A 14,263-nucleotide genomic window follows, 5' to 3' on the forward strand; every position below is an offset into this window, starting at 1 on the left:
TAATATTTTTGTAACCGGATTGCCGAAAATCCACTTATATACGAAATTAGGAGTGCTCATAACGGTCAGTAAGGAAACGCCTTTGATTCTAGGAAGCAAGCTGACGAATGGTCGCCCTGGCTTCGGCTCATCGAATAAAATGCCGTATTGTTTCATTTAACCCCACTCGGTCGTCACGTGTATGAATTACATCAACAGCTGCACAGCCACATTGAACATAATGTACGGAACTTTCTGCGCAGATATAATATCGAACAGATGCAATTTCTTGTACAATGCATGAAGGATACGTCAGAAGCATCATGGGTTCAAGGGGATTCATACGAGGAGAAGCCTGACTCGGCTCAAGATGGGCATACCGTTCCGGCGGTCCTCGCGCATTCCTCACTAGAATCCGTAACGATAAGCGAAATCTTAGCTATGCTTCAGCAGTTAGATGCGCGGAAGCTGAAGAAGGCGAAAGAATTAATTCAAATCGCGTTCATGGATTAAGGGCCGTGCAACTCTTTTATACGAGTAAGGTTGCGCCCGTCTCGACTCGGCGCGGGATAAGCAGCTTGCGCCTAAGTAATGGGAATGGAGTGAGCGGGCGCAGCTTGCTCTCACCTGCATGCGTCTATCTTCCAAAATGCTGCTTCAACAGCTCCTTGAACCTCGAGTCGTCAATATTCTCTTTCGTCATGATTCCATCCTCCCATTGCGTAATCGAAGTGTTCGTCAAGGTTAGACTTCCTCGCTCGGTAAGCTTGGTGAGGAGCGGATGTTTATTGAATGAAGATTGCGGATGCTCGGCGATGATTCGTTGGATCTCATTGAATTCCGATAGATCGGTTACCGGCTTCCTGGAATCGAAGGCATAGCCGATCCGCCAATCGGCATGCTTATGCTTCAATTTCATTTCAAACCTATGGTCACCATGCTCGTTGTCCACGCGTACGACCCGAAATTCCCCATTCGTGGAAGTGATCGTTTCCCCGGTTAGGGGAACAGGTTTTAATGGCAAATTCCCGCCGAAGCCCGTATCAACCAGATATGCTTGCCCCTCGTGCATGAGAAGAAGGGTTACATGCGTTCTTCCCAGCGTTACAAACGCTTGTGCATCATAATTATAGACAACCCCGCGCGTGAGAACGGCGTCGAATCCATTGTCGATCAAGAAGAGGTAGAGCAGGGTGTTTAATTCGTAGCAGAGTCCCCCTTCATGCTGCACAAGCAGGTTGTTCGTTAAATTTGCGATCGAGATCTCGTTGGTTTTTTGATCCATGATGCGTAAATTCTCAAATGGGATGGCTGCAGCCGTCAAAGCAAGAACGTGATCCAAGCTTTCGAAAGTCAACCTTTCGTTAGCGGACAGTCCGATCCTTGTACGAAATAAAGCATTCAGCTCGTTCATTCATATTCCCTCCAATACAATTCTCATATCCTCATCGGGCGTCTGCCCGTTCCGACTGGAATGTCCGCGACTCTGATTGGCGGCGCCTCCAATGATTGGTTCCGATAACGCCCGTGATAATCATCAACGATCCTATGATCGAATATACCGTCATTTCTTCCTGAAGAACAATCGCTCCAGCCGCGATCGAGACGACAGTCGACAGATTGGAGAACACGCTCATGCTGGATGCTTCAATCTTGGACAAAGCGTAGTTCGATAGCAGTGCAGTCAGAAGGGAAGACAACACACCGAGATAGAGCGTTGAGAGGATGAAGGTGCTGCTGGCGAGTGGTTCGATCAAAGTATGAAGCGTCCCAGCTGCCGTATGACCCGTGAGCGATATTGCCAGGAAGGTGACAAAGCCGATTCCCAGCATCATATAACTGATCTCAGCAGGGCTGAAGGTTCTCAAGAGAGACCGGGCCAAAACGCTGTAACCGGCAAAAGCCAGGCATGACAAGAATAACAGGAAAATCCCCGTCATATTCGATAATTCGATGCCGCCCCCTTTCATCGCAAAGATGAATACAACGCCGAGAACCGATAGGAAGATGGACAGCATCTGCAGGCGGGTGGTTACTTCCTTCAAGAATACGAAGGCGAGCAGCATTGTCAAGACAGGTGTGAAGGCGTATAAGATACCTCCTTCGGATGAGGTGGCTTGCTGCAGCCCGAATATTTGGAATGTGAAGAAGCCAAGCGGGTACATCGTTGCGAGCAATAACGCCTTGTATATCGGTTTCCCGCGATAGTTCAGTTTCACGCGGCCAAGCAGAACCGGGAGCGACATGACGGCAAACGATACGGCAAAACGATACATCAGCGTGTCCATCGGTTTGGCGTATTCAAGCGCTATTTTCGTAAACAAAAACGAAAACCCGATAATGACCGCATTCAACACGGCTGATAAATAAGCGCGTTGTAAATCGTTCTGGTTGGATATGTCGTTCTCCTCCTTTCAAGAGTCGGAATCATACTTGTGAACAACCATCGATCCGTTACTTGAAATAATAGGCCGAATCAGCCTCCCGGACAATATTGAATTACTCGAACTGTATCGATACAGATGTCCGGATCTTGTATAATGATGAGATAAAGCGAGGAGGAACAGGATGCGAAAATATTTGTTCATTCTCTCCGATATGGAGCAGCAAATAAGTGAAGGACATTACCGGCCGGGCCAGAAGCTGCCCTCGGTCCGAAGCGCCGCGAAGTCGTACGGATGCAGTACCGGCACGATCACTCGGGCATACGCAGAGCTGGAGAAAAGGCATGCCATTTATTCCATCTCGCAAAGCGGTTATTATGTCGTCGGCAAACCGGAAGAACAGTCTGGCAGCGCGGAGAACAAGAGCAAGCTGATCGATTTTGCTTCGGTGCTTCCGGATGTCAACGTGTTTCCGTATTTGGATTTCCAGCACTGCTTGAACAAGGCGATCGATACTTACAAATACCACCTGTTCACTTACGGGGAGTGGAGTGGGCTAGAGAAACTCCGGCATACGCTTGTTTCCCATTTGGCAAGCGACCAAGTGTTTGCCAGTGCGGACCGGATCGTGATTTCTTCGGGGGCGCAGCAGGCATTAGAGATATTGGCCAGGATGCCGTTCCCGAGCGGTAAGCGGGTCATCTTGGTCGAGCAGCCGGGGTACGATATCTATTTGCGTTTTCTCGAAGCGGAAGGCATACCGGTATGCGGAATCGCTCGCTCGACGAAAGGCATTGATTTGCAGGAATTGGAGGAGAAGTTCAAGAACGGCGGAATTAAGTTTTTTTATACGATGTCTAGATATCACAACCCGCTGGGTACCTCGTACAGCGTGGAGGAGAGGAAAGCGATTGCTGGTTTGGCCAGTAAATACGATGTGTATATCGTAGAGGACGATTACATGGCCGACTTAGGAGAAGAACGGGGCTTCGAGCCCATCTACGCATATAACCGGACTTCTCACGTCGTTTATTTGAAGAGCTTCTCCAAGATCATCTTCCCTGGCTTGCGATTGGGCGCCGCCGTGCTGCCGGAACGGTTACTGGAGACATATCACGCCTGTAAAAGTTATGCAGATACCTCGCTGCTATCCCAGGCGGCTCTTGAGGTATACATCAAGAATGGCATGTATGAACGGCATAAGCGCAAAATATGCAATCAATACACAGCGAGGGTCCGTGCCTTAAATGAGGCTGTAGAACGGTATAACGATGCGGGTTCAATTGGCGTGACGTGCATAAACTCAGGCATCTATGTGCCTTTTATGCTGCCGAAAACGGTTAATTTGGATAGTCTGACGAAGCGGCTTGCGATGAGAAACGTCAGCGTTGTCTCCGGAAAAAGGTTTTATCTAACGGATTACCGGGAGCGGGACAAGTTTCTGCGGATCAGCATTTCGCGGGCGCAGCCGGAGCAAATCGACATGGGCGTCAAGGCAATCATTGACGAAGTGAGGCAGGGCAATACACATTAACCGTATGCGGAGGTCGCTTTTGTACAATAGGCAGCCTTGGAAATAGGATAAACTTGAAAATAATAGAAACTAGAGAAAGTGGTGAGTACATGACAACTTACATTGCTTTGCTGAGAGGCATTAATGTTGGCGGGAAGAACAAAATCAAGATGGCGGATCTAAGAGAAGCGCTTGGCGCGGTGGGCCTGGCCCGTGTCCAAACGTACATTCAGAGCGGCAACGTCTTATTCGAGTCGGATGAAGACGAGGCGGTATTGCGCAACCGGATCGAACAAATGATTGAGAAGGAGTTCGGGATGCCGATCAAGGTCATGATCCGATCATCCGCGGAATTGAATAAGCTTGTGGAGGTCTGCCCATTCTCACGCAAGCTCATTGCCGACGCAGAAGCTGCCTCAGAGAGCGAGAGCTTATATGTCGCGATGCTGCTGGAGGAGCCCCAGGCTGAGAAGCTTGAGAAGCTGGGAGCCTTCAGCTCCCAAGACGAGCAATTCCGCGTTGTGGGCAGGGACATCTATCTTTTGTTTCACCAAAGTATCCGCAATTCGAAGCTTGCGGTCCAGGTGGAGAAACTGGGGGTGCCGGTTACTACGCGCAACTGGAAAACGATCAACAAGCTCGTCACGTTGTCGAACGAATTAGGATAGCGAGTGCAATGAGATGAGAGGATGCCTATGCGATCGTTAGGGGCTGTCTACCGACTGGAAAAATATTGAATGACAAAGTCGCGAAATTTGCGTGCGGCCAAGGAGAAGTATCGCTTCTCTGACCAAATAAGCTGATAGTTACGCTGACAGACCGGATATTCAATAGGCAGAAGCGTAAGATCGGAGTTCTCTCCGCCCTTACATCCGAATAGAGCAACACCGAGCCCGGTGCGGACCAGACTGACAACAGCGGCTGGTTCGTCTACCCGGCAGACGAATTTCGGCGATATTCCGGCCTCCCGGAAAAACATATCGTTCATTCTTTGAAAAACAAACCCTTCTTTGTACCCGATAAACGGTTCGTCGGCTGCGTCACTCAGGCGAATAGATTGGCGGTTGGCTAAGCGATGCTTCGGGTGAACCGCCAAATATAAATCTTCCTTCAGTACGGTCGCATACGCAATTCCGGGATGATCAACCGGCATCGCCGTAAAGCCGATATCGACCGCTCCAGTTTCGATGAGTTGCGCAATTTCTGCCGTCGAGGCTTGCGTAATTTGCATATTGACATGGGGATGAAGAGTCAGGAATTTACCCAATGGCTCTGACAAGCGAGTTAATGTCGATGTCGCCAAATGAATGCTCCCTTGCTCCAGCCCCGCTAACTCGAGCACTTCCTTCTTCGCTTCATCCAGTAATCCCAGCGCAGCTTCCACTTTGTTCAAAAACGCTCTGCCGAACGAATTTAATCGAATCCGCCCGCCATGGCGGTCAAACAGCGACACGCCTACATGCTCCTCTAACCGAGCGATTGTCTTGCTGAGCGCAGGCTGCGCGATCCGCAGCTCTTGGGCTGCCCGTGTCATATGTTCCAATTTGGCGACCGTCCGAAAGTACTGCAGTTGCAGCAGTTCCATCCTTTTTCCTCCCATCGTCATATACCACAGTATATGATCTTTATAATCAAATATATATTTTTATTTATTGCAAATCAATTATAGAATGGCTTTAAACGAACAAACAAGAAGGAGAGGGATGGACGATGAAGGCAGCTGCATTTGAGTCAATTGGCGGTCCGGAGGTCATGAAGGTGATGGAGTTTCCTGATCCGCAAGCCGGTCCTGGTCAAGTGAGGGTTAGAGTTAAGGCGGCAGGCGTACAGCATTACGATTGCGGAATACGCAGAGGCTGGTCGCCTGCAGGTGTCACGATTAACTTGCCGCAAATTCCGGGTAACGAATTTGCTGGAATCGTGGATCAGGTCGGGGATGGGGTATCCGGCTTTACATTGGGCAGTGAAGTTCTCGGATTCGCGATGCTAAACTGCTATGCCGAATATGTGGTGGTTAGCACAAGCCAGATCGTGAGCAAGCCGGCGGCGATGTCCTGGGCTGAGGCAGGAGGGTTGACTGGCAACGGCCAGGGCGCTTATATCGCGTTGAAGGCAATTGGCGTTGGTGAAGGGGATACGGTCGTGATCCATGGAGCAGCCGGTTCTCTGGGTGCTTTCGCTGTACAGCTGGCCAAGGAATGGGGGGCCAAGACTGTGATCGGCACAGCCAGCGAGAGCAACCACGACTATCTTAGCTCGCTTGGCGCCATACCGGTTACGTATGGAGAAGGGCTGGTCGAACGGGTGCAAGCGATCGCTCCGGGAGGGATTGACGCCGCATTCGATACAGCCGGTGCTGAGGGTGTCCGCGCATCGGTGGAATTGGTGAAGGACAAGAACCGCATCTGCACATTCGTAGCCTATGAATTGAATGAGGAACTTGGCCTTCGCACCGTTCGCGGCGAACGCTCCGCTGCCCGTCTTGCCGAGCTGGTAGAGCTGCATACGAAGGGGAGACTGCGCATTCATATCCGGGAGATGTTCCCGCTCGATCAGGTTGAAGCTGCCCACCGGTTGATCGAGACGCGGCACGGCCGCGGTAAGATCGTCCTAACGTTCGACTAATCACGATTCATCATAAGGGAGAGAAACGCAATGAAAATACAAATTATTATTGGAAGCGTCCGGGAAGGCCGAAGAGGCAAATCCATTGGGGAATGGGCCTTTCATACAGCAGCTGCCAGAGGAGATGTCCAAGTCGAGCTGATCGACTTGAAGGAATGGGATTTACCGATGTATGATCTCGCTAAACCGCCCATACTGGGCCAGTATGAAGATCCTCTGCAGCAGCGCTGGGCAGACAAGATCAAGGAAGCGGATGGTTACTTGTTCATTAGCCCCGAATATAATCACAGCTTTACCTCCGCCCTCAAGAATGCCCTCGATTATTTATACGAGGAATGGGGACGCAAGCCGGCAAGCTTTATTGGCTATGGACCGACAGGCGGCATTCGTGGAATTGAGCAGCTGCGGCTCGTACTGATCGAATTGAAAATGGCAGCACTGGGAAGTGCGCTTCATCTGACGAAGGTGCACGAGAAAATCGTAAATAATCGGTTTATAGCCAGCGATCATGATACCTCAAGCTTGAATCATGCGTTGGATGATTTACTTTGGTGGAGCAGAGCATTGAGCGAGGCTAAGAAAAACCAGGACTAAGCGGTGAGCAGCGCTTCACTTGCTTTCTACAGGGTGAATAAGTTTATATTAAAGTGACTAGTAAACTCGTTATGGAGGAGGTGAGAAGCTGCATGCGAACCTATCTTCCTGTTCAACCGCCTGTCCTGCAGCACGAATTAACGGCGTCTAATTATCGTTACCGGGAGTTTCTGCCAAGTGAGTGTCTGGAAGCATATGTAGCATGCTATTGGACCGTAGATTACTGTGCATCGAATGAAAGTCAATTACACCGAATCCTGCCGGATGGATGCGTCGACATTATTGTGGATCGAAGAGCAGCCTCTCATTCCAACGGAGCCTTCGCGGTTGGGCTGATGACTCAATATGAAGCCATCGCTCTATCTGAAGATCAATCCTTGTTCGGCATTCGATTGTATTCGGACACTGCATGCCATTTCATTAGAAGTCCCGTCTCCGAGCTGAATGGACATCGCGTATGGCTTGAAGATCTATGGGGACATGAAGCTCTGCATCTATTCGAAGGCATCAATTCGAGCATTGCGGTTTCCGGCATGATCGAGAAGGTTGAGGAGAAACTATTGCAATTCCTTCAATTGGATGGTTCACCCAAGGATAGCTTGCTTCAAGTAAGTATGCAGTACATGTATGCAAGTCAAGGAATGATTGGCATTCGCTCATTGGCAGATACGCTTGGTTACAGTGAAAGGAGCATAAGAAGAACGTTCCAAAGGGAGCTCGGCGTCAGCCCGAAGGAGCTTACGGATATCATTCGATTTCAAAGTCTGCTGCAGGAGATGCATATGAGCGCTCCGTCCCGCTTCACTGATATTGCCCTGCGATATGGCTATTACGATCAGCCGCACTTTAATCACCATTTTAAACACTATTACGGATTGACTCCCAATCAAGTGTTTAAATAACTTGTCCGGTTTTTACAATTCATACAGACTCCGATTAGGTGAAAATAGAGTAGTGAGCGAACCAACAAGAGAATTCAAGGAGGAGGAGTACAGATGAAGCCGCGGATATCCGTACTTACACTGGGAGTAGATGATTTAGAGAGAGCGTTGAAGTTCTATCGAGACGGATTGGGCCTGCCCACACAAGGAATAGTCGGACAAGAATTTGAGCATGGAGCCGTTGCCTTCTTTGATTTGCAAGCGGGGGTTAAGCTAGCCATCTGGAAGCGTGTGGATCTTGCCCATGAGACTAAAGTTTCCCTGTCCACACCAAGCTCTACTGAGTTTACGATTGGTCATAACGTCGGCAGTAAAGAAGAAGTGGATCAAATCATGGAGCTTGCCCGTAAGGCTGGGGCTGTCATAACGGATCCGGCGCATGATGCTTTCTGGGGCGGATACTCGGGTCATTTTCAAGATCCCGATGGTCATCTGTGGGAAGTTGTATGGAATCCGGCGTGGGAGCTCGAGGATTAACATAGGGGGACAATAAATCGCTTCCGTGTTCAATGCGGATGGCACGGAAGCGAGATTGACAGTGTCGTTCCCTCGCCTAATTGACTGCGGACAGAGATTGTTCCCTGATGCAGCTCCACAATCTTATGCACGATGGACAGTCCTAGGCCGCTGCCTCCGGCAGTTCGGGTGCGGGACTTATCGGCCTTGAAGAAACGTTCGAAGATGCGGCTCTGATCCTCCGCAGACATGCCAATACCGGAATCCGCTATGTGAACGACGGCTCTGTCATCCTGCTGCTCCAGAGTGACGCTTATTGTTCCGCCTTCAGGTGTGAATTTGACTGCGTTATGAATCAGGTTGACCCATACTTGACTTAACAGGTTTTTATCGGCTTTGACAGAAAGCTCCGCTAAGGATACACGGATCTCCAAGTTTTTGTCCAGCCACTGCGGTTCGAATGTTAGAATTTGCAGCTGCAGCTGCTTATCCAACCGGTATTCCTCCGGATGAAACGGATGATGTTCCGAGTTGAGCGATGAGAGACGGAGCAAATCATCGCTAAGCCTCGATAACCGGACGCTCTCGGCTTCGATGATTGCCAGATACTGCAGCTGATCCTCCCGGGGAAGCTCCTCGTACAACATGGCGCGGGCAAATCCGCTGATGGAGGTAAGCGGGGACTGGATTTCATGGGAAACATTCGAGATAAATTCTTGACGCATCTCTTCCATGGCCTTCAGGTTCACCGCCATATCGTTAATGCTGTAGGCCAGTTGACCGAGCGGGGAGTCGTTTCTTCCCTCAAATGTATTCAAATTAATTTGGAAATCCCCTTTGGAAATTCTTTTGAGCGCATGGGTTAATTCATAAAAGAATGCCATCTGCTTCTTTCGCACGAATGGCGAAATAATAGATATGAATACGCCGAAGAAGATAAAACCCAAGATGGAAATAGACAGCTGGCGAAGTAACATACTCGAATGCCATCCCCATCGCTGAAAGCTCCAATCCGTGACGAAATAAGCTGAGATCCAGCATAAGGAGAGCATCAATAGAATGAAGATTGATTTTAACAATACATCCCCGATTATGCGCAAACGCTTCATGACTGCACCTCGAGCCGATACCCCAACCCCCGAATCGTGCTGATCCGAAAGGTATGCCGGTCTTCGGGGAATCGTTCGCGGAGCCGGTTAATGTGCACATCGACCGTTCGTTCATTGCCTTCGTAATTATACCCCCAGATCGCCTCGATAAGCTGATCGCGAGTGAATGTCTTGAAGGGATAGCTGGCCAGCTTGAACAGCAGCTCAAATTCTTTGAGCGGCAGCGTCAGCACCTCATTGCCGATTTTACATTCATAATGACGCTGGTTTAACGACAACTCCCCGATCTGCAGCGTTTGAGCGGCGACGATTCGATATCGTTTAAGCAAGGATTTGACCCGTGCAATCAGCTCGGGCGGATCAAACGGCTTCACGAGATAGTCGTCTGTCCCCAGCTCGAACCCCTTGACCTTCTGCGCGGATTCCCCTTTGGCTGTCAGCATGAGAATGGGCAGATCATAATGCTCGCGAAGCTGGCGGCATAGCTCCCAGCCGTCCATTCCCGGCATCATGATATCGAGAATAACGAGATCCGCATTCGCCGTTTCAAGTACGCGCAGTGCGTCAAGACCATCCACGGCCTCGATAACACGGAAGCCTTCCCGGTTCAGAAAATGCCCAACAAGCTTCCGTATATTGGGATCGTCATCGACGACCAAGATTTGTGCCATATCCGCTCACGTCCTTTCGGTGTTTCTTATCTTATTTTATCGGTTTCGTTCGGATCGCGTAAACAAATGCGTCCACAATGATGGAATTCAACTATAATCCATTGAGCATCTATCCCTTGTCTGTGCCTAGTATAATACGCGTTTATAAACCGAATATAAACGGAATCTATCTGCTGAGCATAACAATCGTATAAATATTAATGAACAGCATCAAAGGCAGCCCAAATGAGCTGCCTTTTTATTTTTTGCCCCTCTATTAAGGCTTCCCGCTAATGCCGTAAAAGAACATGTGCACCATATCCTCCATGAATTTATCCAGATCCCCGCTTTGCGCAGCCATCTCCAGGAGCGCCTCATATTGATTCATAAACAGCTGGATGAAAGCGAGGACGCCCTCGACCGTCACGTTGTCCGCAATTTCGCCGCTCTTCTTCCCTTCCTCGATGATCCGAATCATTAAAGGAATTGATTTCTCCTTATATTGATCTTCAATATAACGGGACAGCTCATGATCTTCGATCAATAAATCCTTGATAAGACGGGGAGGGAGCTCCTTATACGTTTCTTTCTCCAACAAGATAATGTGTTCAATCTTCTCCTTTAAGGAATGGTTTCCGTTCATATATTCTTCGAAATCGCGAATAATCTTATCCACGTAGTGTATGAACACTTCCCGGAGCAGCGCTTCCTTGCTGCCAAAATAATTATAGATCGTCACCTGCGAAACATGAGCCGTCTTGGAAATATCGGAGATCCGAATCCGCTTGGGCTCCGAGGTCCGCAGCATGTCTAGCGTGGTTTTCATAATTTTCTCTTTGATCAGCTGTGCTCTCTTCTCAAAGCCATTCATCTTCGTTCACCCTAACTCTGCAGACTATTATGTAATTTATGAAATCATAATACAAATATATTTCATTAAATCGTTGACGGAGCGATCATTCGAGCATATTATAGCATATATGAAATATATTTATAAAAATATTTCATTTCTTCATTATTGGAGGTGGTGTCATCATGATAGTCGTTGAACAATTGACGAAGACCTTTTCAAACGGGAAAGGAATTTTTGACGTATCGTTTTCGGTGAAGGAGGGTGAGGTTTATGGCTTCCTGGGACCGAACGGTGCGGGAAAGTCTACGACGATCAGGCATATCATGGGCTTCATGAAGCCGGGTAACGGATCTGTGAAGGTAAGAGGGCTGGATACCTGGAAAGAGCAGGGGAAGGTTCAATCCTACATCGGCTACCTGCCAGGCGAAATCTCTTTTATTGAAGGAATGACAGGGAAGACGTTTCTGGATTTCATGGCGAACATGCAAGGGGTACAGGACCTGTCCAAACGCGCCCGTTTAATCGACCGTCTGCAGTTCGATGTTCATACGCCTATACGAAAGATGTCCAAGGGCATGAAGCAGAAGGTCGCGATCGTAGCCGCCTTCATGCATGATCCCGATGTGATTATTCTTGATGAACCGACGTCAGGCCTCGACCCGCTAATGCAGAAGGTGTTCATTGAAATTGTGCTGGAGGAGAAGGCGCGGGGAAAGACATTCCTGATGTCCTCGCACAGCTTTCCGGAAATCGAGAGGACCTGCGACAGAGCGGCCATCATTAAGGATGGCGTCATTATTGCCATCAAGGATATCCATGAGTTGCAGTCCATGCAGCGGAAGCTGTTCGAGGTCACCTTCGACAACCAAGCCGATGCGGCATCATTCCTGGATTCCGGGCTTCCCGTTGAATCGCATGAAGGAAGCCGGGTGAGAGTGGCCATCCAAGGCAATTACGATAAGTTTATACTGGAGACCGCCAAGTATAAGGTGCGCAATATCGATATCTTCACGCAGAACCTGGAGGATATATTCATGAATTACTACGATCGGAAGGAGGAGATGTCATGAATGCCACCTTATACAAACAGATGATGAAAGTGAATATGAAGGGCTTCATGAACTATGCATTCGGGTCGGCTTTCTATATTCTGCTCATGTTCTGGTTATATCCGGGGATCGCCAAAAACTCGGGAGCCATCGACGAGCTGGTTCAATCCATGCCGCAGGGTGTAGGGAAAGCGTTCGGCTTCAATGGTTTCGGCAGTGCGGAAGCCTTCATCTCGGGCGAATATTACGGACTCATTCTGGTTCTTATCCTATCGATCCTATGTGTTCAAGTATCGACTCAGCTTATGGCCAGATTGGTGGATCAGGGCTCAATGGCATATTTATTGTCCACCAAGGCGACAAGAGGGAGAGTCGCCTTGACCCAAGCAGCCGTGCTGACGACCGGTTTATTCTTGATCCTGGCCATTACGACGATCGCGGGGTATGCGGGGAACGCCTGGTTTCTTGGAGATGAGTATGCATTCGACACATCCACATTCATTCAGATGAATGCCGCGGCGTTCCTGCTCTTCTTCGCTGTTGGGGGCATCTCTTTCCTGGTATCCGCGCTTTCCAATGACGAGAAGAAGGCCCTTGGCATTTCCGGAGCGATTACATTCGGCTTCTTCAGCTTGGATCTGCTTGGCAAAATCAGCGAGAACATCAATTGGATGCGCAGCCTATCCATCTTTTCCTTATATCAACCGGGTGAAATCGTGAATGGCAAGGATATGCTTGCAAGCTCCATCATTCTCGCTGCCATCGGTATCATTACGTTCGCGCTAGCAATCGCACTATTTCGTAAACGCGACCTGCCTTTGTAGTATCGGTGTGCGGTTACTTGGGGTAATAGGAGAAACCGGGGTATTTCACGACCGGCCACTTGTCCTTACGCAGCGCATCCATCACTTCCGCTCCGACATGAAGGTTATCGCGAACCAGTTCAGGCGGCGTGAGGGCCATCCACTGATTCAAGGAAACATCGGCAAACCGGTCGCTCTTGAACATCTCCAAGAACCATAGCGTCTGACTTCCCGTATTTTGAATATAGTGACCATACGCGAATGGAACATAACCGACATCTCCCGCTCTATAATCGAACGTACGTGCAGCGCCATTGCCGCCGAATACCGTCATCCGTCCTTGGCCGGTAAGGTAATACTGCCATTCATCATTATTGGGATGCCAATGCATCTCTCTCATCGCACCGGGTTCGATCTCGACCAGCGCAGCTGCTATGGTTGTTGAAATCGGAAAATTGGAGGAATCCACGATTCGCACGCTGCCGCCCGGCGTCCGTATCGGGGGTTGGGCTAGCAGCCTATGCTTGAAGCTGAGCGGGATCGCGCCGTAGGGGGATTGGACCTTCTGACTTTCGAGAGATCCCGGGACATTGGACGGAAAGATGTAGACTTGATCGGTCGGGATGGAATCGAAAGCACTGGCCGGAACCCCGAAATTGGCGGACAAGACATCCTTCGGGGTATGTGCAAACCAATCCGATATCGATAATGTATTCAAGTCCGAGAACTTCCCGTCATCGAATACGAGCAAGAACTCGCAGCCCTGCTCCAGCCCTTGAATCGAATGTGGAAGCCCCGCAGGAAAGTACCAGAGATCGCCTTGATCAATATCCGCAATAAAGTTTCGCCCCTCTTGATCAACAGACGTTATTCGTGCGCTTCCACAGAGCATGTAGGCCCATTCCGCCTGCTGATGCCAGTGAAGCTCGCGAACTCCACCAGGCGTCAGACTCATATTGACACCCGCAAGTGTGGTGGCTGCCGACAATTCCCAAACTGTAATCTCGCGGGACCAGCCCCCTTGGTTCAGCTGCATATGTGTATCGGAGAAGGAAAACTTGAGATTGGGCAGCAAGCCTGCATCCGTGACCGGAGGGACAAGCATATCCGGGTTCTCGATATCCCTCATAATATCCCGGGGACCGAGATCAGGTCCTCCGGCACCATCGCTTCGGATTGGCTGCGGAACATGAATCGAGTTATTGCGGTGTGGATGGTCCATCATATAACCCCCTCATGAAGATTGCACATAGATGTGTATGAGATCACGCTTGGTCATTATGAAGATGCTTCGAGTGCCCGATCGC

At 49.5% G+C, this 14,263-nt stretch carries 16 protein-coding genes; 9 read left to right on the forward strand and 7 right to left on the reverse strand.

Annotation, left to right across the window (positions count from 1 at the left end; genetic code table 11):
• The first annotated feature begins 177 nt into the window (after positions 1-177).
• Positions 178-492: a hypothetical protein gene (locus NNL21_RS17815; RefSeq protein WP_204818571.1), complete on the forward strand. Its 315-nt coding sequence runs from the start codon at positions 178-180 to the stop codon at positions 490-492.
• A gap of 124 nt (positions 493-616) precedes the next feature.
• On the opposite strand, the gene NNL21_RS17820 is transcribed toward NNL21_RS17815, so the two are convergent.
• Positions 617-1,393, reverse strand: a complete 777-nt coding sequence (locus tag NNL21_RS17820; RefSeq protein WP_204818572.1) for an arylamine N-acetyltransferase family protein — start codon at positions 1,391-1,393, stop codon at positions 617-619.
• A 31-nt stretch (positions 1,394-1,424) separates the two neighbouring features.
• Positions 1,425-2,303, reverse strand: a complete 879-nt coding sequence (locus NNL21_RS17825) for a DMT family transporter (protein WP_305880865.1) — start codon at positions 2,301-2,303, stop codon at positions 1,425-1,427.
• Between the two features lie 244 nt (positions 2,304-2,547).
• Between NNL21_RS17825 and NNL21_RS17830 the strand changes: the two genes are divergently transcribed.
• Both NNL21_RS17830 and NNL21_RS17835 read left to right on the forward strand, forming a co-directional pair.
• A complete protein-coding gene (locus NNL21_RS17830; protein WP_204818573.1) occupies positions 2,548-3,897 on the forward strand; it encodes an aminotransferase-like domain-containing protein in 1,350 nt (449 codons plus the stop codon).
• Between the two features lie 89 nt (positions 3,898-3,986).
• Complete coding sequence (locus tag NNL21_RS17835) at positions 3,987-4,544, forward strand: DUF1697 domain-containing protein (RefSeq protein ID WP_204818574.1); 558 nt, start codon at positions 3,987-3,989, stop codon at positions 4,542-4,544.
• Between the two features lie 47 nt (positions 4,545-4,591).
• On the opposite strand, the gene NNL21_RS17840 is transcribed toward NNL21_RS17835, so the two are convergent.
• Entirely contained in the window at positions 4,592-5,461 is an 870-nt protein-coding gene (locus NNL21_RS17840) for a LysR family transcriptional regulator (RefSeq protein ID WP_204818575.1), read from the reverse strand.
• A gap of 125 nt (positions 5,462-5,586) precedes the next feature.
• On the opposite strand from NNL21_RS17840, the gene NNL21_RS17845 reads away from it, so the two are divergent.
• The 4 genes from NNL21_RS17845 to NNL21_RS17860 all read left to right on the forward strand — a co-directional run bounded on the left by NNL21_RS17845 (position 5,587) and on the right by NNL21_RS17860 (position 8,513).
• Positions 5,587-6,501, forward strand: coding sequence for an NADP-dependent oxidoreductase (locus tag NNL21_RS17845; protein ID WP_204818576.1), 915 nt, complete (start codon positions 5,587-5,589; stop codon positions 6,499-6,501).
• Between the two features lie 30 nt (positions 6,502-6,531).
• A complete protein-coding gene (locus tag NNL21_RS17850) occupies positions 6,532-7,095 on the forward strand; it encodes an NADPH-dependent FMN reductase (protein WP_204818577.1) in 564 nt (187 codons plus the stop codon).
• A 92-nt stretch (positions 7,096-7,187) separates the two neighbouring features.
• A complete protein-coding gene (locus tag NNL21_RS17855; RefSeq protein ID WP_204818578.1) occupies positions 7,188-7,997 on the forward strand; it encodes a helix-turn-helix transcriptional regulator in 810 nt (269 codons plus the stop codon).
• 93 nt (positions 7,998-8,090) lie between these two features.
• On the forward strand, positions 8,091-8,513 hold the full coding sequence (locus tag NNL21_RS17860) for a VOC family protein (RefSeq protein ID WP_204818579.1): 423 nt from the start codon (positions 8,091-8,093) through the stop codon (positions 8,511-8,513).
• 29 nt (positions 8,514-8,542) lie between these two features.
• Here NNL21_RS17860 and NNL21_RS17865 read toward each other — a convergent pair whose 3' ends face one another.
• The 3 genes from NNL21_RS17865 to NNL21_RS17875 all read right to left on the reverse strand — a co-directional run bounded on the left by NNL21_RS17865 (position 8,543) and on the right by NNL21_RS17875 (position 11,122).
• Positions 8,543-9,601, reverse strand: coding sequence for a HAMP domain-containing sensor histidine kinase (locus NNL21_RS17865; RefSeq protein ID WP_204818580.1), 1,059 nt, complete (start codon positions 9,599-9,601; stop codon positions 8,543-8,545).
• Complete coding sequence (locus NNL21_RS17870; protein ID WP_204818581.1) at positions 9,598-10,272, reverse strand: response regulator transcription factor; 675 nt, start codon at positions 10,270-10,272, stop codon at positions 9,598-9,600. Before NNL21_RS17870 ends, NNL21_RS17865 begins: the two co-directional genes overlap by 4 nt.
• A gap of 256 nt (positions 10,273-10,528) precedes the next feature.
• The gene (locus tag NNL21_RS17875) at positions 10,529-11,122 is read right to left on the reverse strand and encodes a TetR/AcrR family transcriptional regulator (RefSeq protein WP_204818582.1); all 594 of its coding nucleotides are present in this window, start codon (positions 11,120-11,122) and stop codon (positions 10,529-10,531) included.
• Positions 11,123-11,286: 164 nt separating this feature from the next.
• Here NNL21_RS17875 and NNL21_RS17880 point away from each other — a divergent pair, with 164 nt between their 5' ends.
• Both NNL21_RS17880 and NNL21_RS17885 read left to right on the forward strand, forming a co-directional pair.
• Positions 11,287-12,174 carry an ABC transporter ATP-binding protein gene (locus NNL21_RS17880; protein ID WP_204818583.1) on the forward strand — a complete coding sequence of 296 codons (888 nt, stop codon included), beginning with the start codon at positions 11,287-11,289 and terminating at the stop codon, positions 12,172-12,174.
• On the forward strand, positions 12,171-12,977 hold the full coding sequence (locus tag NNL21_RS17885) for an efflux permease Rv1217c-related protein (RefSeq protein WP_204818584.1): 807 nt from the start codon (positions 12,171-12,173) through the stop codon (positions 12,975-12,977). The genes NNL21_RS17880 and NNL21_RS17885 overlap by 4 nt, the downstream gene beginning before the upstream one ends.
• Positions 12,978-12,990: 13 nt before the next feature.
• Here NNL21_RS17885 and NNL21_RS17890 read toward each other — a convergent pair whose 3' ends face one another.
• Positions 12,991-14,178, reverse strand: coding sequence for an oxalate decarboxylase family bicupin (locus NNL21_RS17890; RefSeq protein ID WP_204819082.1), 1,188 nt, complete (start codon positions 14,176-14,178; stop codon positions 12,991-12,993).
• Between the last annotated feature and the right edge of the window lie 85 nt (positions 14,179-14,263).

This window comes from Paenibacillus mendelii (genome assembly GCF_024498075.1).
In the GTDB taxonomy this organism is placed as follows: Bacteria; Bacillota; Bacilli; order Paenibacillales; family Paenibacillaceae; genus Paenibacillus_Z; species Paenibacillus_Z mendelii.

What these genes read in the sequence shown, in the direction of transcription:
- NNL21_RS17820 (WP_204818572.1), bottom strand. Translation starts at nt 1,393, where the DNA reads ATGAACGAGCTGAATGCTTTATTTCGTACAAGGATCGGACTGTCCGCT.
- NNL21_RS17830 (WP_204818573.1), top strand. Translation starts at nt 2,548, where the DNA reads ATGCGAAAATATTTGTTCATTCTCTCCGATATGGAGCAGCAAATAAGT.
- NNL21_RS17835 (WP_204818574.1), top strand. Translation starts at nt 3,987, where the DNA reads ATGACAACTTACATTGCTTTGCTGAGAGGCATTAATGTTGGCGGGAAG.
- NNL21_RS17840 (WP_204818575.1), bottom strand. Translation starts at nt 5,461, where the DNA reads ATGGAACTGCTGCAACTGCAGTACTTTCGGACGGTCGCCAAATTGGAA.
- NNL21_RS17845 (WP_204818576.1), top strand. Translation starts at nt 5,587, where the DNA reads ATGAAGGCAGCTGCATTTGAGTCAATTGGCGGTCCGGAGGTCATGAAG.
- NNL21_RS17850 (WP_204818577.1), top strand. Translation starts at nt 6,532, where the DNA reads ATGAAAATACAAATTATTATTGGAAGCGTCCGGGAAGGCCGAAGAGGC.
- NNL21_RS17855 (WP_204818578.1), top strand. Translation starts at nt 7,188, where the DNA reads ATGCGAACCTATCTTCCTGTTCAACCGCCTGTCCTGCAGCACGAATTA.
- NNL21_RS17860 (WP_204818579.1), top strand. Translation starts at nt 8,091, where the DNA reads ATGAAGCCGCGGATATCCGTACTTACACTGGGAGTAGATGATTTAGAG.
- NNL21_RS17865 (WP_204818580.1), bottom strand. Translation starts at nt 9,601, where the DNA reads ATGAAGCGTTTGCGCATAATCGGGGATGTATTGTTAAAATCAATCTTC.
- NNL21_RS17870 (WP_204818581.1), bottom strand. Translation starts at nt 10,272, where the DNA reads ATGGCACAAATCTTGGTCGTCGATGACGATCCCAATATACGGAAGCTT.
- NNL21_RS17875 (WP_204818582.1), bottom strand. Translation starts at nt 11,122, where the DNA reads ATGAATGGCTTTGAGAAGAGAGCACAGCTGATCAAAGAGAAAATTATG.
- NNL21_RS17880 (WP_204818583.1), top strand. Translation starts at nt 11,287, where the DNA reads ATGATAGTCGTTGAACAATTGACGAAGACCTTTTCAAACGGGAAAGGA.
- NNL21_RS17885 (WP_204818584.1), top strand. Translation starts at nt 12,171, where the DNA reads ATGAATGCCACCTTATACAAACAGATGATGAAAGTGAATATGAAGGGC.
- NNL21_RS17890 (WP_204819082.1), bottom strand. Translation starts at nt 14,178, where the DNA reads ATGGACCATCCACACCGCAATAACTCGATTCATGTTCCGCAGCCAATC.